Origin of the sequence: Pseudomonas sp. NPDC087814 (assembly GCF_044742865.1) — a bacterium.
Taxonomy (GTDB): domain Bacteria; phylum Pseudomonadota; class Gammaproteobacteria; order Pseudomonadales; family Pseudomonadaceae; genus Aquipseudomonas.
On record NZ_JBIUVK010000020.1, the window covers coordinates 20,548 to 42,889 of the forward strand.

The window sequence follows — 22,342 nt, forward strand, 5'->3', positions numbered from 1 at the left end:
CGCCCATGACGTACTCCATTGCCCTGAACTTCGAGGACGGGGTAACCCGTTTCATCGACTGCAAGGTGGGTGAAAAGGTCCTCGACGCGGCCTTTCGCCAACGTATCAACCTGCCCATGGACTGCTCCGACGGTGTGTGCGGCACCTGCAAATGCCGCTGTGAAACCGGCGCCTATGATTTGGGCGACGACTACATCGAAGACGCCCTGAGCGAGGATGAAGCCGGCGAACGCCAGGTGCTCACCTGCCAGATGGTGCCGCAGTCGGACTGCGTGATTGCCGTGCCGGTGCCTTCCGGTGCCTGCAAGACCGGCACCGCGCAATTTGCCGCGACGGTGGCGAGTATTACCCGGCATGCCGATGCAGCATTGGAAGTCAGCTTCGAACTGGATCAGGCGCCGGTGTTCCTGCCGGGGCAATACGTGAATATCGGCGTCCCCGACAGTGGGCAGACCCGCGCGTATTCCTTCAGCAGTCGCCCTGGCGACAAACGCGCGAGCTTTTTGATCAAGCATGTGCCCGGCGGGTTGATGAGTGGCTGGCTGGAGCGTGCCCAGCCGGGCGACGCGGTGCCGATGACCGGGCCGCTGGGCAGTTTCTACCTGCGCGAAGTGGCGCGGCCACTGCTGTTGCTGGCAGGTGGTACGGGGCTGGCGCCGTTCCTGTCGATGCTTGAAGTGTTGGCCGAGCGCGAGGAAACCCGGCCGGTCACGCTGGTCTACGGCGTGACGCGGGACCAGGACCTGGTGATGGTCGAGGCGCTGGAGGCGTTCGCCCAACGCCTGCCCAACTTCGGTTTTGTCACCTGCGTGGCCGACCCCCAGACCGCGCACCCCCGGCAGGGGTATGTCACCCAGCACATGGCCGCTGACGTGCTGAACGATGGCGACGTGGATGTGTACCTGTGCGGGCCGCCACCGATGGTCGACGCGGTACGCCAGCACTTCAAGAACCAGGGTGTCACCCCCGCCAGCTTCCACTACGAGAAGTTCACCCCCAACACCATCGTCACCGGCGACGCCGCCTGAGGAATCCCCCATGACTCCACGTTTCAACACCCAGGTTGCGCTGGTGACCGGCGCCGCCCAGGGCATCGGTCGGCGGGTTGCCGAGCGTTTGCTGGAAGAGGGCGCCTGGCTGGTGGCCGTCGATCGCTCGGAACTCGTGCATGAATTGCAGCATGAGCGGGCGCTGATCCTCACCGCCGACCTGGAGCAGCATGCCGAATGTGCCCGTGTGATGGCCGCTGCCAAGGCACGGTTCGGGCGTATCGACATCCTGGTCAACAACGTCGGCGGGACCATCTGGGCCAAGCCCTTCGAGCACTACGCCGAGAACGAAATCGAAGCCGAGGTGCGCCGCTCGCTGTTCCCGACCCTGTGGTGCTGCCATTGCGTGTTGCCCTACATGCTGGAGCAGGGCAGCGGTGCCATCGTCAATGTCTCGTCCGTGGCCACGCGCGGAGTGAACCGTGTGCCGTATGGCGCGGCCAAGGGCGGCGTCAACGCCTTGACCGCGTGCCTGGCCCTGGAGACCGCCGGCAGCGGCATTCGGGTCAACGCCACCGCACCCGGTGGCACCGAGGCGCCACCGCGGCGGATCCCGCGCAACAGCCAGCCCCAGAGCGACCAGGAGCGCGTCTGGTACCAGCAGATCGTCGACCAGACCCTCGACAGCAGCCCGATGAAGCGCTACGGCAGCATCGACGAACAAGCCGGCGCGATTCTGTTTCTGGCCTCTGATGAGGCCTCCTACATCACGGGCGTCACCTTGCCGGTAGGAGGCGGCGACCTCGGCTGACCCAGCGCCGTACCTGCAGACACTGACTCACAACAACAATAATGAGAGCACTGCCATGCGTACCCATGACGTCAATTCGATTATCGATAATGCCCATTTCAATCGTTTCCACTGGCTGGTGGTCAGCCTGTGTGCTGTGCTGTTGATCTTTGACGGTTATGACTTGTTCATCTACGGCGTGGTCTTGCCGTCGATCATGAAGGAATGGGGACTATCGCCCCTGCAGGCCGGCGCTCTGGGTAGTTATGCGCTGTTCGGGATGATGTTCGGCGCGCTGGTCTTCGGCAGCCTGGCCGACAAGTTCGGTCGCCGCAAAGGCATCGCCATCTGCTTTGCCTTGTTCAGCGTCGCCACGGTGATTAACGGTTTTGCCAGCAACCCGACTGAGTTCGGAATCTGCCGGTTTATTGCCGGGCTCGGCTGTGGCGGCCTGATGCCCAATGCGGCCGCACTGATTACCGAATACGCACCGAAGAAAATGCGCAGCATCCTGATGGCGGTGATGTTTGGCGGGTACTCGCTGGGCGGCATGCTGTCGGCCGGCGTGGGGATTTTCATGCTGCCGCGTTTTGGCTGGTCGTCCATGTTCTTCGCCGCGGCGATCCCGCTGCTGCTGATGCCGTTGATTGTGTACTGGCTGCCTGAGTCCATCGGGTTCCTGATTCGCCAGGGCCGCAATGAACAGGCGCGTGAGCTGCTCAAGCGCCTGTCGCCGCAGACCCGGATCGACCCGCAAGACCAACTGCTCGTCAGCGCCGGTAAAGGCAAGGGCGCTTCGGTGCTGGAGTTGTTCCGCCACGGCCTGGCCTTGAGGACGGCGGCGATCTGGATCGCGTTTTTCTGCTGCCTGTTGATGGTCTACGCCCTGAGTTCCTGGCTGCCCAAACTGATGGCGGGTGCCGGTTACAGCCTGGGATCGAGCCTGTCGTTCCTGCTGGCGCTGAATTTTGGCGGCATCGCCGGGGCGCTTGTCGGTGGCTGGCTGTGTGACCGGCTTAACCTGGTGAAGGTGGTGATCGGTTTCTTTATCGCCGCGCTGCTCTCCATCAGCCTGCTGGGTATCAAGAGCCCGATGCCTGTCCTGTACCTGCTGATCTTTTTTGCCGGCGCCACCACCATCGGCACGCAAATCCTGCTGTACGCCGGCGCCGCACAACTATATGGCTTGAACATTCGAGCCACCGGCCTGGGCTGGGCTTCCGGTATCGGTCGTACCGGCGCCATCGTCGGCCCGCTGCTGGGCGGCGCGCTGATGGGGATTGAACTGCCGCTGCACCTGAACTTCATGGCCTTTGCCATCCCCGGGGCCATCGCCGTGCTGGCAATGACGGCGTATGCGCTGAATGAACGTCGGGGCCGGCAGGAGGTGATCGCCGCCCCGGCGCAGTAACTGTCGATAACAATAACTAAGAGCAACGACATGAACACACAACGTATCTGGCTATCCCTGTTGGGCGTGCCCCTTGCGGCGACGGCGGCCGAGGGCGGGTTTTTCGAGGACTCCACCGCCACCTTGCAGGCGCGCAACTATTACTTCAGCCGCGATTTCTCGGACATCGTCGGCGCCAACAAGCAATCAAAGGCAGAGGAGTGGGGCCAGGGTTTTATCCTGACCTATAAATCCGGCTACACCCCGGGGCCCGTGGGCTTTGGCCTGGATGCCCTGGGCACCCTCGGCCTCAAGCTCGACAGCAGCCCGGACCGCACCAATACCGGCCTGCTCCCGGTCAAGGGCGACGGCAGCGCCCCGCATGATTACAGCCGTTTGGGCCTGACCTTCAAGGCCAGGTTTTCCAGGACCGAATTGAAGGTCGGCGAACTGCAACCGAACCTGCCGGTGCTGGCCTTCAGCGATATCCGCTTGCTGCCGCCGAGCTATCAGGGCGTGAGTGTCAGCTCCGGCGAAATCGCCGGCCTTGCGCTACAGGCCGGGCACTTGACCACCACCCGCCTGCGCAACGAAGCCGGCGACGAGAAAATGATCGCCATGCTCGGCCATGTGCCGCAACGCGGCGCTGAAAGTGATGGGTTCAACTACGTCGGCGGCGACTACGCCTTCAACACCAACCGCACCAGCGTCAGCTACTGGCATGGCCAACTCAAGGACATCTACCGCCAGGACTTTGTCGGCCTCAAGCACAGCCAGCCAATGGGTGAGTGGACGCTCGGCGCCAACCTCGGCTACTACGATGCCCGGGAAGACGGCGACAAACTGCTTGGCAAGATCGACAACCAGGCGTTTTTCTCGCTGCTGTCGGCCAAGCATGGCGGCCATATCTTCTACGTCGGTTATCAAGCCATGTATGGCGACAGTGCCTTCCCGCGGGTCTTCGCCAACATCACGCCGCTGGGCAACGAAGTACCCACCTACGAGTTTGCCTACACCGACGAGCGCTCCTGGCAAGTGCGGTACGACTATGACTTCGTGGCGCTGGGCATTCCGGGGCTGACCACCACCGTGCGTTATATCACCGGTAACAACGTGACCACCGGCGCGGGTTATGAAGGCAAGGATCGCGAGCGCGACCTGGATATCGGCTATGTGGTGCAAAGCGGCACATTGAGCGGCCTGGGCATTCGGGTGCGCAATGTCATGGCCCGTTCAAACTACCGCAGCGACATCGACGAGAACCGGCTGATCCTCAGTTACACCTGGAAGCTGCTTTAAACCCCGCCCTGGCACGTGCCCATGACCTGGTAGTGGACGGTATGGCTGGCGCCCTGGCTGTCGAGATACACCATGGTCGCCGGTTCTACCTGGCAACTGCCCGGCACGGGCGTGATTGAAACAACGTGTTGGATATCCAGCGCTTCATTGCTGCCGGCCGCCATGGCGCCGGCGGCGGTGAAAAACAGGAGCAGGCTGAGCCATTTGATATTCATGATGAGTTCCTCTGTGAGTAGGGTTCATTTTAGTGATTGCCGCAGCGGGATAAAGACAGGAACAGGTGAATGACTCGTACGTATCACGTAGCAATCGAGGGGCAATGTTGATGGATTTGCTCAATGGCATGCAGGTGTTTGCCCGGGTTGTCGACACTGGCAGCTTTGCCGCAGCGGCCGAGGCGCTGGACCTGTCCGGGGCACACGTATCACGGTTGATCTGCGAGCTGGAAAAACACCTGCAGACCCGCCTGTTGCAACGCACCACCCGGCGCCTGGGCCTTACCGATTCGGGCGAGCGCTTTCTGTTGCGCTGTCGCGACATTCTTGAAGACGTCAGGGAAGCCACGGCAGAAGCCAGCGGCGCGCACCTCAACCCGCGCGGGCGATTGCGGGTGCATTGCATGAGCGGGTTGGGGGTGCTGATCACGCCGCTGATTGCCCGCTACAGCGAGCAATACCCGGACGTGTCCATCGAGTTGACCCTGTCCCAGCACAACCCGGACCCGCTTGAAGAGGGTCACGACGTGGTGATCTCCATCGCCCATTCGTTGCCGGATTCGGCGCTGGTCAGCCAGACGATCGGGCAGTTGTTCAGTGTGCCCTGTGCGGCACCGGGGTATCTGGCCCGGTACGGCGTGCCCGAGCATCCGCAGCAGTTGATGCAGCATCGACGGTTGCATCTGCAGGATTTCCAGGAGGATGCGTGGTTGTTCAAGGGGCAAGAGGGCGAGATTGCGATTTCGCCGGGTGACACCTTCAGGACCAATGTCGCGGATGCGATGGTCAAGGCGACGCAGGAAGGCATGGGCATCAGTCTGTTGCCGTTTTTCAGTGCAAGCGCGGCACTGCGGGAAGGTTCGCTGGTACGGCTGTTGCCCGACTATCGGCTAAGGGAGCGCAGCATTTTCGCGGTGTATCCGTCGAGGCGTTTTTTGGATGCCAAGGTGCGCACGTGGGTCGCGTTTTTGCAGGTGCAATTGCCGGTGTTGCTGGCGGAGCAGGTGAACGTGATTGAGGCTCCCCGAGGCTAGCGCGTTGCAGTACGACGGATATAACGCGCCGGCGACGAGCCCAGCGTCTTGCGAAACATGCTGATGAACGAACTGACCGACTCATACCCCAGCGCCTCGGCGGTCCGTTGCACCGATTCGCCCTCGGCCAGGCTCTGCAAGGCCACGATGATTTGCCATTGCTTGCGCCATTGGCCAAATGTCAGGCCGGTCTCACTCTTGACCAGCCGCGCCAGGGACCGCTCGCTCATGGCGACCTGGCGTGCCCACTGGGCCATGGTGCAACGGTTTGACGGGTCCTGGGCCAGGCCGCGGGCGATGAAGCGCAACTGCGTAGCAGCGGGGAGCGGCAGGTACAACTGCTCCGAAGGAGCCAGTTCCAGTTGTTCAAGGAGCACGCTCGCCACGCGCGAATTGGCAGAGGCAGGCGGATAATCCTGGGGCTGGGCGCTCAGGTGCAGGATCAACGCCAGGACCAGCGGCGAAAGCACCAGCGTGCAGCATTTCTCCGGTAGCGCGGCGGCGCCGGGCTCGACAAACAGATAGCCGATCCTGCCGTTGGCGGTCACCCGGTTGCTGTGGGCGATACCGCCCGGAATCCACACGCCGAAGCCCGACGGCACCATCCACACGCCATCCTCTACGGTACACACGATACCGCCGTGATACGCCACCACCAGTTGGCCTTTGCGGTGGCTGTGCACGGGGAATTCGGTGTCGTTGCGCTGGCTGCCGAGCATCAACGCGACGGCGGGCTGATCAAAACTGTCCAGTTCGAATTGATCAACGCCCTGGAGCTTCATCTCGCCCATGTTGCACCGCCTCGATTGTCTGAAATTGATTATATTCTGGCAGCATACTCAATATCGGCACGACCTTGCAGTCCCTACCATCTTCATCAAGGCGATCAAGGTGATTGCCGACTGCGAGATTCAACCGATGCTCAGCGAAATCACGATTGCCCACCTCTACATTCCTCCGTTCTTGCTCTACGTCGGCGTTGCAGCCCTGGTGTACGGGCTACTGGAGCGGGCCCTGCGGCGCTGGCTGGATTGGGCCTGGCACCCCAGCCTGGCGCGTTTCTTTGTGTCGCTGATCGTGCTCTCGACCTTGGTTCTGAGCTTTTGAGGGCAGCGCGATGATCATCAAACACATCCTCAAGACCCTCGTCACCCTGGTGCTCGGGCTGGCCGCATTGCTGTTCTGCACGCAACTGTGGCGTGCCTATGAGTTGGCCCCCTGGACGCGGGACGGGCGTGTCAGCGCGCAAGTCATCCGTATTGCCCCCGAGGTGTCCGGCCAGGTCGAACACCTGCTGGTGGGTGACAACCAGTGGGTCGCCAAGGGCGCGTTGCTGTACCAGATCGATCGCAGCAGCTACTTGCTTGCCCAGCAACAGCGCACGGCCGAGCTTGCCGAGGCGCGCAGTGTTTTCGAGCAGCGCAGTGCACAGCTCAAACGCCGCAACCAGCTCGGCGATGCGATTGCGCGGGAGGAAACCGACAACGCAGCCCGGGACCTGGCGGTGGCCAGGGCGCGCCTGGATGCGGCCCGCAGCCAACTGGCCCATGCGCGGCTGGATCTGGACCGCACGACGATTCGTTCGCCGGTCGACGGCTATGTGACCCAGTTGCGGCTGCAGCCGGGTGACTACGCGGCAGCGGGCGAGACCAATATCTTTGTGGTCGATAGCCATAGCTTCTGGGTCACCGGTTACTTCGAGGAGACCAAGCTAGCCGGTGTTCGGGTGGGGGCTGCGACGTCCATCAAGCTGATGGGTTTTTCACCGCTGCTCGAAGGGCATGTGGCGAGCATTGGTCGGGGCATTGCCGACGGTAACGAGCTGCGCAGTAACAGTGGTTTGCCCCAGGTGGCGCCTACGTTCAGCTGGATACGCCTGGCCCAGCGCGTGCCCGTGCGGATTGAACTGAACAAGGTGCCGCCCGGTGTGGAGTTGGCGGCGGGGATGACCGCCAGCATCGAGGTTGCCGAGGAGGGCACGGCGCCGCGCTGGAGGCTGGTGCAATGGCTTCAGGCGTTCATGTGATGCTCCGTGCACTGCGCATGCTGGGGGCATGGGAAGCTGCTACCTCGGGCTATGTGCTGCGTAGTCTTTTGGCGGCCTCATTGGCCCTGTGGCTGGGGTTCCAATTACACCTGGATTCGCCGTTCTCGGCCGCCTCAACCGTGTTGTTGCTGATCCATCCGCTGCAGGGGGCAGTGGTTGGCAAGGGCTTCCACCGGGCACTGGGCACCCTGGTGGGGTTGGCTGTGGCATTGGTCCTGACCAGCCTGTTCGCCCAGCAAATGCTGCTGTTTATCCTCGGGATCGGGGTATGGCTGGGCCTTTGTGTCGGCGCCATGACCGTGTTTCGGCACTACCAGGCCACGGCGGCGGTGGTCGCCGGCTACACCGTTTGCCTGGCCCTGGGGCCCGCCATCGTCGCGCCACAGCAAGGTTTCGAACATATCGTCGGGCGGGGCACAGCCGTTGTTCTGGGGGTGTTGAGCCTGAGCCTGGTGGCCACATTATTCAGCCGCAAGACCGTCGAGCGCACACTGACCATGGCACTTCGCGACGTCTCGTCGCGCACCCTGCGGTTATTGGCCGTGCGGTTTGACGGCGGGCCGGCGCGTGCGCAGGACCCGCTGGCCATCGATATCAGCAAAGTGGACGACCTTCTCGGGATTGGTCGGGGCGAGTCGGTGCTGATCCGCGCCAGGCTGGCGACCCTGCAGGCAGGACTTGCGTATCTGCATGCCGTGGTGCTCGACGAATGCGCGATACCTTCGCACGCTGGAATCGGCGCACAGTTGCGCCAGCTGGCTGAATCCATGCCCGGGTTTTGCGTGGCGGCCGATCGTGTCCGGGAGCTGCAAGCCAGCCTTGAACCAGGCGCGAGCCAGCGGCGTCTGAATGAACCATTGGCCGAACTGGCCAGCGCCTTGTCGAGTTTTGCCTGCCTTGAGCGCGCGCCCCTGCCGCCGGCCCGCGCCGTGGGGTTTCACCGACACTACGGCGCTGCACTGCGTAACGGTGTGCGAGCGTTGCTGGCCACGCTGGCGACCGGTGCTGTCTGGTACCTCACCGGCTGGGACCAGGGGCCAACCTTGCTGGCCGTACTGGGTCCGTTCTGCACCTTGCTGGCCACCAGCGCGGCGCCCGAGCAAGGCATTGCGAGCCTTGCCAGGGGAACCTTCTACGCAATCCTGGCAGCGGCGGGGTGCAAGTTCCTGCTGTTGCCGCACATCAGCGGGTTCGGGTTGCTCACGGTGGTGCTGGTTGCGTTCTGGGCGGTCGGGATTCATGCCACGACCCGGCCGCGCCATGCCCTGCAAGGCGTCGCCTACCTGATTACGTTCAACACCCTGGTCGGTACTGCCGGGACCGCCCAATACGACTTCGCTGACTTCGTGAATCAAGCCCTGGCCTGGATGGTGACGCTTGCTATCTGCCTGCTGGCCTTCCAGTTGCTGCCGGGGAAACCCGCCAGCCACGCCGACGTCCTGAGGACCGCGCTGCACAAGGACACACGCCGGTTACTGCGTCACGGGCACCGCATGGATCTTCTGAAGTGGCAGGCCACGCAACAGCACCGGATGGTTGCCCTGCAAGCGCTGTCGGGCGCCGATGAGGCCGGTGCCGTCTCGCTTCAACTGGGTCGACAGTTAAGGTTGCTGCACCGCAAGACACGCGACCTGGAGCCTGATTCGTCAATCGCCAGGTGTGTGCAAGCGGGCGATCGGCGTATTGCCAGATATGCCTTCGATTCAGCGATCAGCGCGGCCCAGGCCCGGCGTACGTCGAGATCACTGTTCCGCCTTGGTGCCCTCGACCTGGCTGCTTGTTACCGGGATTTGGCGGGGTTGCTCGACCAATACCAGCGTGCCGATATCCGAACCAGTTTCAGCTAAAACAACGAAGGTGAGATGAAATGAAGCAACTCCTTATCTGGACGCTTTTCGGGATGATTGTGTCTGTGCCAATGGCGGTGCAGGCATCGGACGGGGCTGAGGCGCTGGCCCGCTGGCAACAGCAATTCAAACAAGAGCAAAAAAAGCTCGCCGAGCACCGGGCGCCTGGCCGTGATTCAAGGCCCAAGGCCGATCGCCAGCGATGAGCCGGTTCCCGGGGAATTGCAATCTGTTCAGAGCGAAGTGACGAGTTCGGTGTGATGCCCGGCGGTGCTGTTGCTTTATAGGCTGTCCGGGTCGCCGAAGAACATCTGAATCCGCGACCTTAACCACCGTTCCCCCGGATCATTGTCCTGGGACCCACGCCACGCCATGTGCAATTCAAAGGTGCGCACCGGCAGTGGCGGCTCCTCAGCCCGCAAGCCACCCGCTGAAGTCAACGCTTCAGCGGCATAGTCCGGCACGGTCGCGACAATATCGGTGCCCGCCAGCAACGTCCCCAGCCCATTGAACTGCGGCACAGCCAGCACGACATGGCGCTTGCGGCCCAGTTTTTCCAGTTCTTCATCCAGAAACCCGCTCAAATCCCCGGCAAATGACACCAGGGCATGGGGCCGGGCGCAGAAGTCATCCAGGCTCATGGAACCCGGCATGCTGTCGGCCCGCAGCAGCATCGGCTTGCTGCGGCGCAATACCTTGCGCTTGGCGTTGGCCGGCAAATCGGTGGTGTAGCTCACGCCGATGGAGATTTCGCCGGAGGCCAGCAGGCCGGGCATCAGGATGTAGTTGACGCGGCGCACTACCAGCACGATGCCGGGGGCTTCGGCCCGCAGGCGCTTGAGCAGCAGCGGCAGCAGGGCGAATTCGACGTCGTCCGACAGGCCGATGCGGAATACCGCGGTGCTGGTGGCCGGGTCGAATTCGGAGGCGCGGCTGACGGCCGTGGAAATCGAGTCCAGGGCCGGGGAGAGCAGGGCGAAGATTTCTACCGCACGGGCCGAGGGCTCCATGCTGCGTCCGGTACGCACGAACAACGGGTCGTCGAACAGGCCGCGCAGGCGTGACAGGGCTGCGCTGATGGCCGGCTGGCCAAGGAACAGTTTCTCGGCAGCGCGGGTCACACTGCGCTCATGCATCAAGGTTTCGAATACGATCAACAGGTTGAGGTCGACACGACGCAGGTCGTTACGGTTCATCTTGTGTCCCAGGCGGCGTCAGTAAACTTGACGGGAGCGGTCATATAAGAACAATGACCGGCATGAATCTTACGGGGAAAGGCTGGTACTCTGCACCGGCTAATTCAGTTTTCCTACATGGCTTGGCACCTTTTCCGTATGTGCGGAATCAATGACAGGCATGTCGACTATTAACGGCGACCGGTGGTCTTGCCCCGAAAGCCCAGATAGAGTTCATGGCAATAGAGGTTACTTTGACGAGGTTTGCGATGTCCCGCACGATCCGTTTTCACAAGTTTGGTCCGGCCGAGGTGCTCAAATGCGAAGAGCATGCAGCCGCTAAGCCCGCACCGGGCGAAGTGCAGGTGCGCGTCGAGGCGATTGGCATCAGCTGGTACGACATTCTGTGGCGCCAGAACCTGGCGTCGTCCCATGCCCGCTTGCCTTCCGGCCTTGGCCATGAAATGGCCGGCGTGGTGGTGGCCGTTGGCGAGGGTGTCGACGACCTGGCGGTGGGTGACAAGGTCGCCAGCTTCCCGGCCGAGAGCCCGAATGACTACCCGGTGTACGGCGAACAGATCGTCCTGCCGCGCTCGGCGCTGACCCGCTACCCGGATGTCCTGAGCCCGATCGAAGCCAGCGTGCACTACACGCCGTTGCTGATTGCCTACTTTGCGTACATGGACCTGGCGCGGGTCAAACCCGGGCAATTCGCCCTGGTAACGGACGCCAGCCACTGTGCCGGCCCATCGTTTGTGCAGCTGGGCAAAGCCTTGGGGGTGCGGGTGATTGCCGCCACCAAGACCAGTGATGAGCGCGAATACCTGCTGTCCCTCGGGGCGGAAAAGGTGATCGTTACCGAAGAACAGGACCTGCTGATGCAAGTCAACAAGTTCACCGACAACCGCGGCGTAGACGTGGTGTTCGATGGCTTGGGTGGCCCGCAGATGTCGTTGCTGGGTGATGTGCTGGCGCCGCGTGGCAGCCTGGTGCTGTACGGCCTGCAAGGTGGTAACCAGACGCCATTCCCGGCCTGTGCGGCGTTCCAGAAGAACATTCAGTTCTTTGTGCACTGCATCGGCAACTTCACCGGCAAACCGGAACTGGGCATCATCCAGGACCAGGTGGCCTTGCAGCGAGCCTTGCGTGACATCAACCAACTGACCGCCGACAAGGTGCTGGTACCGCTGAAAACCACGGTATTTCCGTTCAGCCAGTTCGTTGAAGCGCACCGCTATATGGACGAATGTCCGTGCCGTGAACGGGTTGCCTTGCAGGTAGAAACTGTTTGATCTGTGGGAATATTCTCAAGCGAGTATTCCTGCCCCCGGGCGCATGGGGCAAATGCGCCATTTGACAGGACTTAACCTGCCCACCGCTTGAATCGGGATTTCAGCACTTCAGCCCGATAAACCAGATGTATGCCCCTGACGCCGCCCTGAATCCCAGCGCGGCGTTGTCGTGTCTGCACACTCGATACCCCATGCAAGCCCCCATCTGAACCGGTTTTAGCCGGCGTTCTGTATCTGTTAATCATTATTCAAGTGCCGATAATTGCCCCGTCACTTTTATCTCAAGGATTGAGCAATGATTGAATATATGAAATCACCCCGTACATCCGTCAAGCCCAATAATGTTTCCCATGGCTGTTTTGCCGGAACATCAATATTGAAGTGGGTTATGTCGGATGCTTCTCTAGTTTGTAAGTTAAAGCAGCGTAGGAAGTTGTCAGAGCGTTCCTAAGACTTTCGGTTTGGGCTGCGTGCCCCTTGGCTTGGCGCCTTTTCGGGACTGGAAGCCCCCAAAGGCAGGCTTGGCAGGTAGGGCCCGGTGCTAATCTCCATTGAATGTCACATGTTGTAACGCCCCTACAGAAACAACAGGTCAGGCAAATGCCGTCAACGATTGCCCGAAACTGATATTTCAACTCAGGTAGTAGAACTATGAGCGCTATTCACGAACAAGCCATGAACTATGTCTATCAACAAGTATTGCAACGCTTGATAGGGCATTTCTCTCGAACAGAACGTACCTCGCTCCAGTTATTGATTCAACGAATCGTGGTAGCGGCAGGCGGCATGGAGCGGATCGGTGAATACAAGGTGCTGGTAGCTCACGGCGCAGGCGCCGGCAGCAGCTATGTCCTGGCGTTGTTGCGGGCAGCCCAGCTGACGCTTGCAGGCCGGGCGCCGCGGACGTTTCAACTGCGGGTCGCGACCTTGCGCCATGCCGGCATGTCGCAAAATGCCCTGGACACGCTGCATCGCGGCTACAGCGCGCTGTTCCTGCATGACGATGCGCGTGTCGAATTGCTGATGGTCGAGAATCAGGAAGTCTTGCCGTTCAACCACCTGCGGCCGGCCTCCAGTGCGGCGCGCGACACCAGCCGGCGCAATATGCTGATTGTGGGGCACCTGACTTCGGGAGATCTTCGCCAAACCCTGTGCAACGACGCCTACCTGGCCCTCGGTGACTTTTACCAGCGCGTCACCACCTGCAATGGCGGCGTGCACGCGCTGGTCAGCGGTGACTCCGCGCGCAAGCAGCGGGAGTACCTGGCGTGGCTGAAGAAGGCTGCGCTGGCGAGCGGTGCAGAGGTCCCGCCGCGCCAGCCCCTGGTGCTCAGCGGGCTGTTCGCGCGCATGGACGAGTGGAGCAACGCCTATTACTGCGACCTTTACGGCGAGCGTTACGCCGTCGCCGATAAGTCCGACACGGACAACCATCGCCACTTGGCCTATATCGGCGCTGCCGACCTTAAGGACGCGGCCGAATACTCCTCCGGGCCGCTGTTGCGTCAGTTCATGGGCTATGAACCGGACGAGTTTGGCTTTCATTTCAGCCACGCGAGCTATGCGAACCCGTTGCTGATGGCCCATCTGCGGGGCCTGCAGGCCGAGTGCCTGCGGGAACTGGATTACGAGGAGGGCGCACATGGCTTCATGCAGCAGGCCGCGCTGTTCATGCGGCGCAAGCAGATTCCCGAACACCTGATTGCCCAGGCAGCGACCCAGGATGGCCGAGCGCTGGCGGCCGACTACGCCCAGGCGCTGTTCCGATTGGATGAAAGCCAACTGAACTGCCTGATGTTTTCGCCGTTTATCCGTCACGGCGAGCGTCTCGAAAGCTTTTTGCGCCAATGCCACCCCGGCATGCTGGTGGCGCTCCCCGAGCTGCACAAGGCGCTGCAAGGCAAGCCGGTGGCCGAGATGCTGGTGCAATGGGCCATCGACACCAGCGGGTTGCCGATCGACCTGCTGCAACATCTCTATCGCAAGCGGCCAGCCACCGGCGTGCCGGGCATGGCCGAGACGCCACAGCAAGATGCTCCCGCCCTGGCAGCCTACCAACTGGCGGGGCGTTAAGCGGGTGGCGGCGGGTGACCAGCGATGAACCTCAGGGACGACCGGCAAACCGACTTCGCCTACCAGGCGGTGTATCGCTACATGATCAACCTCATCGGCGAGGTGGGCACGGATGCCCGGGTAAAACTGCCATCATTGCGGCAGCTGGCGGAGCGCCTGAATGTGTCGATCTCGACCATTCAATACGCTTATTCGTTGCTCGAGAAGGAGGGCCGGGTGTACTCGGTGCCCAAGTCGGGCTACTACGCCTGGCCGGTGTTGAATAAACCGCCAGGTAGCAGCGGTGGCGACCTGCTGGAGCGCCTCTATGCCAGTGCGCGACGTCCGGGAATGCGCGTGCTCAGCGCCGATGAGCCGGCACTTGCGGCGTCACTGGACGCAGCGCTGTTGCTGCTCGAGCGCGAACTGTTGCGGCATTACCCGCATCATCTGCAGCCATGGTCGCAGCCCTGTGGCGTGTGGGAACTGCGGGCGACGCTCGCGGCGCGCTATACCTCGTCGCCGACCCGTTGCTGGCAGGCGGACGAGGTATACATCGGCGCCGACTTGCGCGGGGTACTGGAAATCCTGATCGAGGTGCTGGGTCTCAAGGGCGCTGCGATCATCGTCGAATCCCCGTGTGACTGGCTGATCCTGCGGTTGTTGCAGGGGGCAGGCGTGAGGGTTCTCGAATTGCCATTCACGGCGGACGACGGCCTGGACCTGGCGTTGTTCGAGCAATTGCTCAGCACCGAGCCGGTGCAGCTGGCGTTGCTGTCATCCGGTGTCAGCCTGCCGTCCGGCGTAGTCCTGTCCACCCATGACCGCCTGCAGCTAGTGCGATTGCTGGACCAGCATGGCTGTTGGTTGTTAGAAAATGACAGCCATGGTGACCTCGGCTTCGGGCAGCCAATCACCGCGTTACGGGACCTGGCCAATCCCGAGCGGCTGATGGTGTTTTCCACGTTCGAGAAGATGCTCGGGCCGGAAGCGCCGTTTGGCTATTTGCTGTCGCGCCACCTCAGCGGCGAGCTGCAGCGCCAGTTCCTGTTGCGCGCATTCCGGTTGTCCTCTATCCGCCAGCGCGCGATTGCGCGGCTCTATCAAAGCGGGCGCATCGACCAGCATCTGCGGGAGTTGCGACCGCAACTCAAAGAGCAGGCCCGGCTCATGGGCCTGCGGCTGGACACGCATCTGGGCAACCAGGTGAGCTACCGAATGCCCGCCGCTGGCGCGACCTTCTGGTTGCGCTCAGAGGCCCCGGTGGATATGCGCCAGGTGTTCCAGCGCCTGCTCACCCGGCAGGTGGTGATTGCGCCGGGGGAGTTGTTCAGCCTCAGTGGCCTGCACTGCCAGCATCTGCGGCTGAGCCATGCCGTTGACGGCGCCCATAACCTGGAGAATGCCCTGGATGAGCTGGCTCTGGCGCTCAGGCAGGCACAGACCGGCACTGAATGAAATTTCGCTGATTGCTGTAGGATTTATAACGTCGCGGAGCAGTCCAAGTCCCAGTAAACTGCACTTTTTTCCGAATCCTTCTCTTTCCGAGGTTTATGCATGACTCTCAGTCCTTTTGCGGGCAAGCCGGCACCAGCTCAATTGCTGGTAGACATCCCGCGACTGGTAACGGCCTATTACACCGGCCAGCCTGATGCAGCGATCTCCACCCAGCGCGTCGCCTTTGGTACCTCCGGACACCGCGGCAGCTCGTTCGACCTCAGCTTCAATGAATGGCACGTGCTTGCCATCAGCCAGGCCATTTGCCTGTACCGTGAAGCCCAGGGCATCAACGGCCCGCTGTTTGTCGGCCTCGACACCCACGCGTTGTCCACCCCGGCCGGCGCCAGTGCGCTGGAAGTGCTGGCCGCCAATGGCGTGCACGTGATGCTCGCCGAAGGCGATGAGTACACCCCGACACCGGCGATTTCCCACGCCATCATTTGCTACAACCGCGGCCGCACCAGTGGTTTGGCCGACGGCATCGTGATCACGCCGTCCCACAACCCGCCACAAAGCGGCGGCTACAAGTACAACCCGCCCAACGGCGGCCCGGCCGACACCCACATCACCAAGTGGATCGAAGCCAAGGCTAACGAACTGCTGGCCAATAAGCTGGCCGGGGTCAAGCGCATCACCCATGCCCAGGCGCTGAAGGCCGACACCACTCATCGCCACGACTACCTCAACACCTACGTGGCCGACCTGGTCAACGTCATCGACTTCGATGCCATCCGCAACGCTGGCTTGCGCCTGGGCGTCGATCCGCTGGGCGGAGCAGGGGTGCGCTACTGGTCGGCCATCGCCGAGCATCACCGCCTGAACCTCGACGTGGTGAACACCGAAGTGGATTCGACCTTCCGCTTCATGAGCGTCGACTGGGATGGCCAGATCCGCATGGACCCGTCCTCCAGCTACGCCATGCAGGGGTTGATCGGCCTCAAGGACCGTTATGACGTGGCCTTCGCCTGCGACCCGGACCACGACCGCCATGGCATCGTGACGCCGTCCGGTGGCTTGCTGGCGCCGAACAACTACCTGGCCGTGTCCATCGACTACCTGTTCCAGAACCGCCCCGAATGGCGCGCTGATGCTGCGGTGGGCAAGACCGTGGTCAGCAGCGGCTTGATTGATCGCGTGGCCAGGCGCATTGGCCGTCGCCTGTACGAAGTGCCGGTGGGCTTCAAGTGGTTTGCCGATGGCCTGTTCGACGGTTCGCTGGGTTTTGGTGGCGAAGAAAGTGCCGGCGCCTCGTTCCTGCGCAAGGACGGCAGCGTGTGGAGCACTGACAAGGACGGTTTGATCCCGGCGCTGCTGGCGGCGGAAATGACCTCGCGCAAAGGCCAGGACCCAAGCCAGATTTATCGCGGGCTGACCGATGCACTGGGTGAGCCGTTCGCCATTCGGGTGGATGCCAAGGCGACTCCGGCGCAGAAGGCCTTGTTGGGCAAGCTGTCGCCAGACCAGGTGACGTCCACGCAGTTGGCCGGGGAAAGCATCCAGCAGATCCTCAGCCACGCGCCGGGCAATGACCAGGCGATCGGCGGGCTGAAAGTCATGACTGAAAACGGCTGGTTCGCCGCACGGCCATCGGGCACCGAGGACATCTACAAGATCTACGCCGAGAGCTTTATCGGCGAAGATCACCTCAAGCAACTGGTGGAAGAGGCCCAGGTGTTGGTGGACGGGGCGATCTCGGCTAACTGATACCCAACCTATGACTGATTAACCTGTGGCGAGGGAGCTTGCTCCCGCCGGACTGCGCAGCAGTCCCATTTTTGGGGGCGCTTCGCACCCCAGCGGGAGCAAGCTCCCTCACCACATTCAAGCTCGGTCAGGCGAGGTCGACCAAGACGATCTCGCTGTCCTCAACCGCTGTCACCCGCAATACCTGCTCATCCTCAACCGCCACACCGTCTCGAGCTTGTGCACGCAAGCCATTGATTTCAATCACCCCGGTGGCTGGTACCAGGTACGCCCGGCGTCCGTTGTCCAGCCGATACTCGGCACTTTCACCGGCTTTCAGGTTTGCCGCTACCAAGCGTGCATCGGCCCGAATCCGCAGGCTTTCGCTGTCTCCGGCCTTGCCACTGGCCAGGGTCACAAACCCTTCGCGGTCACCCTTCGGAAACGGCTTAGCGCCCCACGACGGCGGCAAGCCGGCCTCATTGGGAATGATCCAGATCTGGAAAATCTTGGTCGGCGTAGCTTCCAGGTTGTACTCACTGTGGGCGATCCCGGTGCCGGCGCTCATTACCTGGACGTCGCCGGCCTCGGTGCGGCCCTGGTTGCCCAGGTTGTCGGCATGGCTGATGGCGCCTTCACGCACATAGGTGATGATTTCCATGTCCCGGTGCGGGTGCTGCGGGAAGCCGGTGCCCGGTGCGATGAGGTCATCGTTCCACACCCGCAGGTTGCCCCAGTGCATGCGCTTGGGGTCATGGTATTCGGCAAACGAGAAGTGGTGGTGAGCGTCCAGCCAACCGTGATTGGCGCCGCCCAGGGTGTTGAAAGGTCGAAGTTCAAGCATGATCGTCTCCTGTGGATGGGAGCCATCATCCAGCAGCGCCAGATCGATAAAAAGCGTAAAAAATGCTGGATTCCTATCGAATGCTTCGATGCCGATGCTCAGGACTTGTCTTCACTTCATCGCCTAACTGCATGAGCGCAAAGCAATTGGCTGGAACTGTGGGGCATTTGCGGCGACCATAGGGCTCTTGTCCGAGTTAAAGCATCGCAGGAGTCCGCGTGCCGCAACACACCCCCGATCTGCCTCCCGAACTGCGGCCACTGGCCGAAATGCCCCTGTTGAAACGGCTCGCCGCCCGATTATTCGGTCACGGCCTGACGCGCCTGCGGGCACAGCACCGTTTCTCATGGCTGCATGGCCAGGCCGACGGCTTTCGCAGTGGCCACACGGCCGGCGTGGAGTATGGCTATAAGGAAGGCAAGGCGGATGGTATCGAAGAAGGCCGCCAGGTCCTGCTGATTCGTGACTTCCGGCCGGATGAGCACACTGCGCCGGGTGTTGACGACAATCTGTTCGATGATTGGCGCCTGCCGCTGACCGCCGAGTTGAAAAAACGCATCAAGGCTGATGTGGCGCGCCTGCTGCCGGCCCATGCCCAGCCGAGTGCGGCGCAATGGAAGATGATTTTCAGCGATACGCCGTCCACCTCGGTGATCGCCGGCGCCGGCGCGGGTAAATCCACCTCGCTGGTGCTGCGTATCCTGCTGCTGACCCATTACCTGGGCTTCGAGCTGAGCTCGATGACGGTGGTGACCTTCACCCGTGAGTCGCGCAAGGACTTCATCAATAAGCTCATGGAAATTCTCGCCTTGTGGGGCCAACCCCTTGGTATGAAAGACGCGCAAGCGGTGGTGCGGACCTTTCACTCACGCATCCTGCCAATGGTGCGCAGCCTGCCGGGCCTTGAGCGGCTGCAGGCGTTCGAGAACCTCAATGCGCGGACCGAAGCGGACTTTGATGAGGCCGACAGCAACCCTTTCGAATTGCGGATCAACGACGCCCAGCGCCAGCAACTGAATGCCTGCTATCACCGGCTGCATGGCCGCCATGAACGCTTCCGCGAACTGATCGCCCCGCTGGCGCGCCATGCCCTGCAACTCAAGGAGCTGGAGCGCGATCACCCGGACGTGCAAAAACGCGTGGCGGTGACCGAACTGGCGGCCAAGCGCGATGAAGAACTCTGCGATGTGATCGAAGACCTGTGGTTTCGTGCCGGCGCCTGGCCGATCAAGGGCATCGAGCCCAATCGCCAGACGTTCGATATCAACGGCGCGAAGTTTCACTGCCATGGTTACATTGCCGAACTGGATGCCTGGGTCGTACTGGGCTTCGACCCGCGGGAAAATGCCCAGGTCAGTCGACCCGGGTCCAAGCTGTCGGTACGTGCCGAATGGGCGGTAAAGCGAACCCTGTTTCAAGCTTTCTGCCGTAAACCATTGATATGGCTAGAAAGCTACGAGTCTTCCAAGCGGCTTTTAAGCAGCCTGGCAGGTGACGCAACAGCGGGCCCGGGCTTCGATTATAAGGTCAAGGGCGAGCTGGGTTCGGCACCGTTGCTGGACAGCTTTGTTGCCGCCGCCGGGTTCATCGAGAACCTCGGGCTGGATGTGCCCACCGCCGTGGGCAAGATGAGTTTTGCCAAGGATGATCCAGACCGTTTTTACTTCGAGGCACTGAGCATTTTCTGGAAGGCCCTCGAAGATCACTTGCTGGACCAGTCGCCACCGGTCATGACCTACAACCGGATGTTCTCGCTGTTTGGCGAAAACACCCCGGAGAACCTGAAGTTGCTCAGCGACCCGCTGCTACGGCCGATGTCGCACCTGATGATCGACGAATTCCAGGACGTATCGCCGCAGATCGTCTCGTGGATCCGGGCCAGCTTGCGGGAGATCCGCAGCCGCGGGCCGGCCATGCACGTGGGGCGCGGGGCCCAGCGCTCTTCGCTGTTGTGCGTGGGCGATGACTGGCAGTCGATCTATGGCTGGCGTGGCAGTTCGCCCAAGTATTTCATGGAGTTCAACAAGGAGTTCCCGTCACCCACGACCACCCGGGTGATGCTGGGCGAGAACTACCGCAGCCATCAGCACGTGATCGATGCTGCCGAGCACATTGTGCGGGCGGCCCCGGCCATCAGTGGCAAGAAAGCCAAGGCCAGTGGAACCGCGAAGGAGTTGGTGCCGGTCACGGTGCGTGACCGTGACGATGCGGCGCTGGGCCAACAACTGCTGGCGCACTATCAAAAGGGTGATTCGGTGTTAATGCTGTATCGAAAAAGCAGCGATAAATCATTGATGCAAGAGCATATTCAGTCGGTAGTTAATGTGGATTCTAGTTTGCCGTACGGCAGCCGCCGGCTCAAGCAACTGACCTATCACAGCGCCAAGGGCTTGCAGGCGGATGCGGTATTCCTGCTGGGCGACTGCCAGCACTTGACCAGTTCGCCGTACAAGAACCAGGTCTACCGCATGGCAGGACTGGGCAAGGACGGCGATACCGAAGCTTACGACAGCGCGCAGAAAGACGAAGTGCTGCGCCTGGCCTACGTGGGCATTACCCGGGCGGTGAGCCATTGCTATTGGTATGTCGACGGCCAGGATGGCCAAGGGGTGAATGTGCCAAAGGCTTCGGACCGGGTTGCCGGGGACAAACCGTTTTTTGACGACCAGCGCATCAGCAAATCATAAGGGGTGACGTTGAATCCTGTGGCGAGGGAGCTTGCTGTGGCGAGGGAGCTTGCTCCCGCTGGAGTGCGCAGCGCTCCCAGGATTTTGGGGCTGCTACGCAACCCAGCGGGAGCAAGCTCCCTCGCCACAGGATACCTGCTTCTCCAGATCAAGCCCGCAGCGACAGCGGCGGCACAAACGACTCCAGTTCATCCTCAACCGCCTCGATGATCCGCTCCACGTCCGCAGCGTTCATCACTGTGGCGCAAGGGATACCGGCAATTGCAATCAGGGTTTCCCCGCTGGCGCGGTCGAACAGGCGGGCGATCATACTGCCGGGAGCATCCATGCTCGCCTCAAAGCCCATGGGATGAAAGTGCCAGCGCATCAACTGGCAGGCATTGGGGAATGTCACTTTGTTCATGTTGCCCACCTTGTTCATTGAGCGCTTCCTTTAGCTCGCTGCAGGGGCGCCATGACCGTCACTGGTCCTGGCCGTCGTGAGCATTAAAAATAGCATTCGTTCGCATCGGGCATGGGAGTTTTTTCGTCCCGTCCGGCAGTTGTTTTCAATAACGTTGATATGGGTCACGTGCTGCGTGGTATTAAGCGAAAGGCCATTAGTCGGAAATATCAAATGGCCGTTGAGCGGGTACGGGCAGTTGGGCAAGCTGCCTCTTTTTTCACCGGCGTAGAGCGCTCAATGCAAGACATCATTCCGGATGACTCCCAGAAAACCCAAGCTACGGCCAAGCTGGTACTGCGTCACCATCTGTGCTGGCGGGATCGGGACCTGGATGGAGTGATGTCGTACTACCATCCGGACATCCAGTACCACGATTTCTTCCAGAACCGCGTGGTGGGTGCCGGCGAGCTGCGCGAATACCTGCAAGCCAGCATGCCCCGTGGCGCCGACGAAGCGATCGAACACACCGACCGCATCCGCGCCGACGGCGACACCGCGCTCATCCAATACCGCATCACCTTGCGTGGCGGCCAGGGCCTGGTGTCGTTTCGCACCAGCGAAGCGATTACCGTGCGCGATGGCTTGATCTGGCGGGTCAACGAGTACGCCTCCCTGGTCCACGAGCAGTCTGCCAGCCGCCGCGAGACCACACGCCCGACCGTCAGCCGCCTGGGCCTGTCGCCGCAGCAATTGAGCTACATGGCCAACGACCTGCAACAGTACTTCGAGCGCCAGCAACCCTATCTTGACCCGGAACTGGACCTGCAACGGGTGGCGAAGGAGTGCGGGTATAGCCGCAACCAGATTTCCTACCTGTTGAACCAGGTGCTGGGGCAAAGTTTTTATCGCTACGTCAACCAGGCACGCCTCCAGCATTTGCTGGCTGCACTGGAAATGGCCGCGCCGCCGATCCGCATCGACGAACTGGCGTTTGCCGCCGGCTTCAATTCGACGTCGGCGTTCTACAGCAGCTTCCGCCAGCACACCGGCCAGTCGCCCAAGGCCTACGTCAAACAAATTTCCCTGCGTGCACGCGCGCAAGACAGCCCCTGA

General features: G+C 61.7%; 20 protein-coding genes. 15 read left to right on the top strand and 5 right to left on the bottom strand.

Going from position 1 to position 22,342, the window contains the following annotated elements:
* Positions 1-5 precede the first annotated feature (5 nt).
* The 4 genes from benC to ACIOMR_RS16855 are packed head-to-tail and all read left to right on the top strand — an operon-like array spanning position 6 to position 4,468.
* Positions 6-1,028, top strand: a complete 1,023-nt coding sequence (gene benC / locus ACIOMR_RS16840; protein WP_401195319.1) for a benzoate 1,2-dioxygenase electron transfer component BenC — start codon at positions 6-8, stop codon at positions 1,026-1,028.
* Between the two features lie 10 nt (positions 1,029-1,038).
* Positions 1,039-1,800, top strand: coding sequence for a 1,6-dihydroxycyclohexa-2,4-diene-1-carboxylate dehydrogenase (locus tag ACIOMR_RS16845; protein WP_008433831.1), 762 nt, complete (start codon positions 1,039-1,041; stop codon positions 1,798-1,800).
* Between the two features lie 55 nt (positions 1,801-1,855).
* Complete coding sequence (locus tag ACIOMR_RS16850) at positions 1,856-3,190, top strand: MFS transporter (RefSeq protein ID WP_102369133.1); 1,335 nt, start codon at positions 1,856-1,858, stop codon at positions 3,188-3,190.
* Between the two features lie 30 nt (positions 3,191-3,220).
* Complete coding sequence (locus tag ACIOMR_RS16855; RefSeq protein WP_102604629.1) at positions 3,221-4,468, top strand: OprD family porin; 1,248 nt, start codon at positions 3,221-3,223, stop codon at positions 4,466-4,468.
* On the opposite strand, the gene ACIOMR_RS16860 is transcribed toward ACIOMR_RS16855, so the two are convergent.
* Entirely contained in the window at positions 4,465-4,683 is a 219-nt protein-coding gene (locus tag ACIOMR_RS16860; protein WP_003210829.1) for a DUF2790 domain-containing protein, read from the bottom strand. The two genes, ACIOMR_RS16855 and ACIOMR_RS16860, sit on opposite strands and share 4 nt — an antisense overlap.
* Before the next feature lie 110 nt (positions 4,684-4,793).
* Here ACIOMR_RS16860 and ACIOMR_RS16865 point away from each other — a divergent pair, with 110 nt between their 5' ends.
* Positions 4,794-5,717, top strand: a complete 924-nt coding sequence (locus tag ACIOMR_RS16865; protein ID WP_177081203.1) for a LysR family transcriptional regulator — start codon at positions 4,794-4,796, stop codon at positions 5,715-5,717.
* On the opposite strand, the gene ACIOMR_RS16870 is transcribed toward ACIOMR_RS16865, so the two are convergent.
* On the bottom strand, positions 5,714-6,508 hold the full coding sequence (locus ACIOMR_RS16870) for a helix-turn-helix domain-containing protein (RefSeq protein ID WP_003217152.1): 795 nt from the start codon (positions 6,506-6,508) through the stop codon (positions 5,714-5,716). The two genes, ACIOMR_RS16865 and ACIOMR_RS16870, sit on opposite strands and share 4 nt — an antisense overlap.
* A 127-nt stretch (positions 6,509-6,635) precedes the next feature.
* Between ACIOMR_RS16870 and ACIOMR_RS16875 the strand changes: the two genes are divergently transcribed.
* The 4 genes from ACIOMR_RS16875 to ACIOMR_RS16890 are packed head-to-tail and all read left to right on the top strand — an operon-like array spanning position 6,636 to position 9,817.
* On the top strand, positions 6,636-6,824 hold the full coding sequence (locus ACIOMR_RS16875) for a DUF1656 domain-containing protein (RefSeq protein ID WP_032899212.1): 189 nt from the start codon (positions 6,636-6,638) through the stop codon (positions 6,822-6,824).
* 10 nt (positions 6,825-6,834) lie between these two features.
* A complete protein-coding gene (locus ACIOMR_RS16880) occupies positions 6,835-7,743 on the top strand; it encodes an efflux RND transporter periplasmic adaptor subunit (protein ID WP_401195326.1) in 909 nt (302 codons plus the stop codon).
* Positions 7,743-9,611: an FUSC family protein gene (locus ACIOMR_RS16885; protein ID WP_401195329.1), complete on the top strand. Its 1,869-nt coding sequence runs from the start codon at positions 7,743-7,745 to the stop codon at positions 9,609-9,611. The genes ACIOMR_RS16880 and ACIOMR_RS16885 overlap by 1 nt, the downstream gene beginning before the upstream one ends.
* Positions 9,612-9,631: 20 nt before the next feature.
* Positions 9,632-9,817 carry a hypothetical protein gene (locus ACIOMR_RS16890; RefSeq protein ID WP_003217145.1) on the top strand — a complete coding sequence of 62 codons (186 nt, stop codon included), beginning with the start codon at positions 9,632-9,634 and terminating at the stop codon, positions 9,815-9,817.
* 75 nt (positions 9,818-9,892) lie between these two features.
* On the opposite strand, the gene ACIOMR_RS16895 is transcribed toward ACIOMR_RS16890, so the two are convergent.
* The gene (locus tag ACIOMR_RS16895) at positions 9,893-10,807 is read right to left on the bottom strand and encodes a LysR family transcriptional regulator (protein ID WP_003217142.1); all 915 of its coding nucleotides are present in this window, start codon (positions 10,805-10,807) and stop codon (positions 9,893-9,895) included.
* A 248-nt stretch (positions 10,808-11,055) separates the two neighbouring features.
* Here ACIOMR_RS16895 and ACIOMR_RS16900 point away from each other — a divergent pair, with 248 nt between their 5' ends.
* The 4 genes from ACIOMR_RS16900 (at position 11,056) to pgm (ending at position 17,334) form a co-directional block, all read left to right on the top strand.
* Entirely contained in the window at positions 11,056-12,078 is a 1,023-nt protein-coding gene (locus ACIOMR_RS16900) for a zinc-dependent alcohol dehydrogenase family protein (RefSeq protein ID WP_003217140.1), read from the top strand.
* A gap of 651 nt (positions 12,079-12,729) precedes the next feature.
* A complete protein-coding gene (locus ACIOMR_RS16905; RefSeq protein WP_401195333.1) occupies positions 12,730-14,151 on the top strand; it encodes a hypothetical protein in 1,422 nt (473 codons plus the stop codon).
* A gap of 24 nt (positions 14,152-14,175) precedes the next feature.
* Entirely contained in the window at positions 14,176-15,588 is a 1,413-nt protein-coding gene (locus tag ACIOMR_RS16910) for a PLP-dependent aminotransferase family protein (RefSeq protein ID WP_087694419.1), read from the top strand.
* 99 nt (positions 15,589-15,687) lie between these two features.
* Positions 15,688-17,334 (top strand): phosphoglucomutase (alpha-D-glucose-1,6-bisphosphate-dependent), encoded by a 1,647-nt coding sequence (gene pgm, locus ACIOMR_RS16915; RefSeq protein WP_177020824.1) that lies wholly within the window; start codon positions 15,688-15,690, stop codon positions 17,332-17,334.
* Positions 17,335-17,461: 127 nt separating this feature from the next.
* Here pgm and ACIOMR_RS16920 read toward each other — a convergent pair whose 3' ends face one another.
* Positions 17,462-18,157, bottom strand: coding sequence for a pirin family protein (locus tag ACIOMR_RS16920; RefSeq protein ID WP_401195337.1), 696 nt, complete (start codon positions 18,155-18,157; stop codon positions 17,462-17,464).
* Positions 18,158-18,375: 218 nt separating this feature from the next.
* Between ACIOMR_RS16920 and ACIOMR_RS16925 the strand changes: the two genes are divergently transcribed.
* Positions 18,376-20,844, top strand: coding sequence for a UvrD-helicase domain-containing protein (locus tag ACIOMR_RS16925; RefSeq protein WP_177021719.1), 2,469 nt, complete (start codon positions 18,376-18,378; stop codon positions 20,842-20,844).
* A gap of 148 nt (positions 20,845-20,992) precedes the next feature.
* Here ACIOMR_RS16925 and ACIOMR_RS16930 read toward each other — a convergent pair whose 3' ends face one another.
* Complete coding sequence (locus tag ACIOMR_RS16930) at positions 20,993-21,265, bottom strand: DUF1652 domain-containing protein (protein ID WP_003217129.1); 273 nt, start codon at positions 21,263-21,265, stop codon at positions 20,993-20,995.
* A gap of 261 nt (positions 21,266-21,526) precedes the next feature.
* Here ACIOMR_RS16930 and ACIOMR_RS16935 point away from each other — a divergent pair, with 261 nt between their 5' ends.
* Positions 21,527-22,342, top strand: a complete 816-nt coding sequence (locus tag ACIOMR_RS16935) for a helix-turn-helix domain-containing protein (RefSeq protein ID WP_401195341.1) — start codon at positions 21,527-21,529, stop codon at positions 22,340-22,342.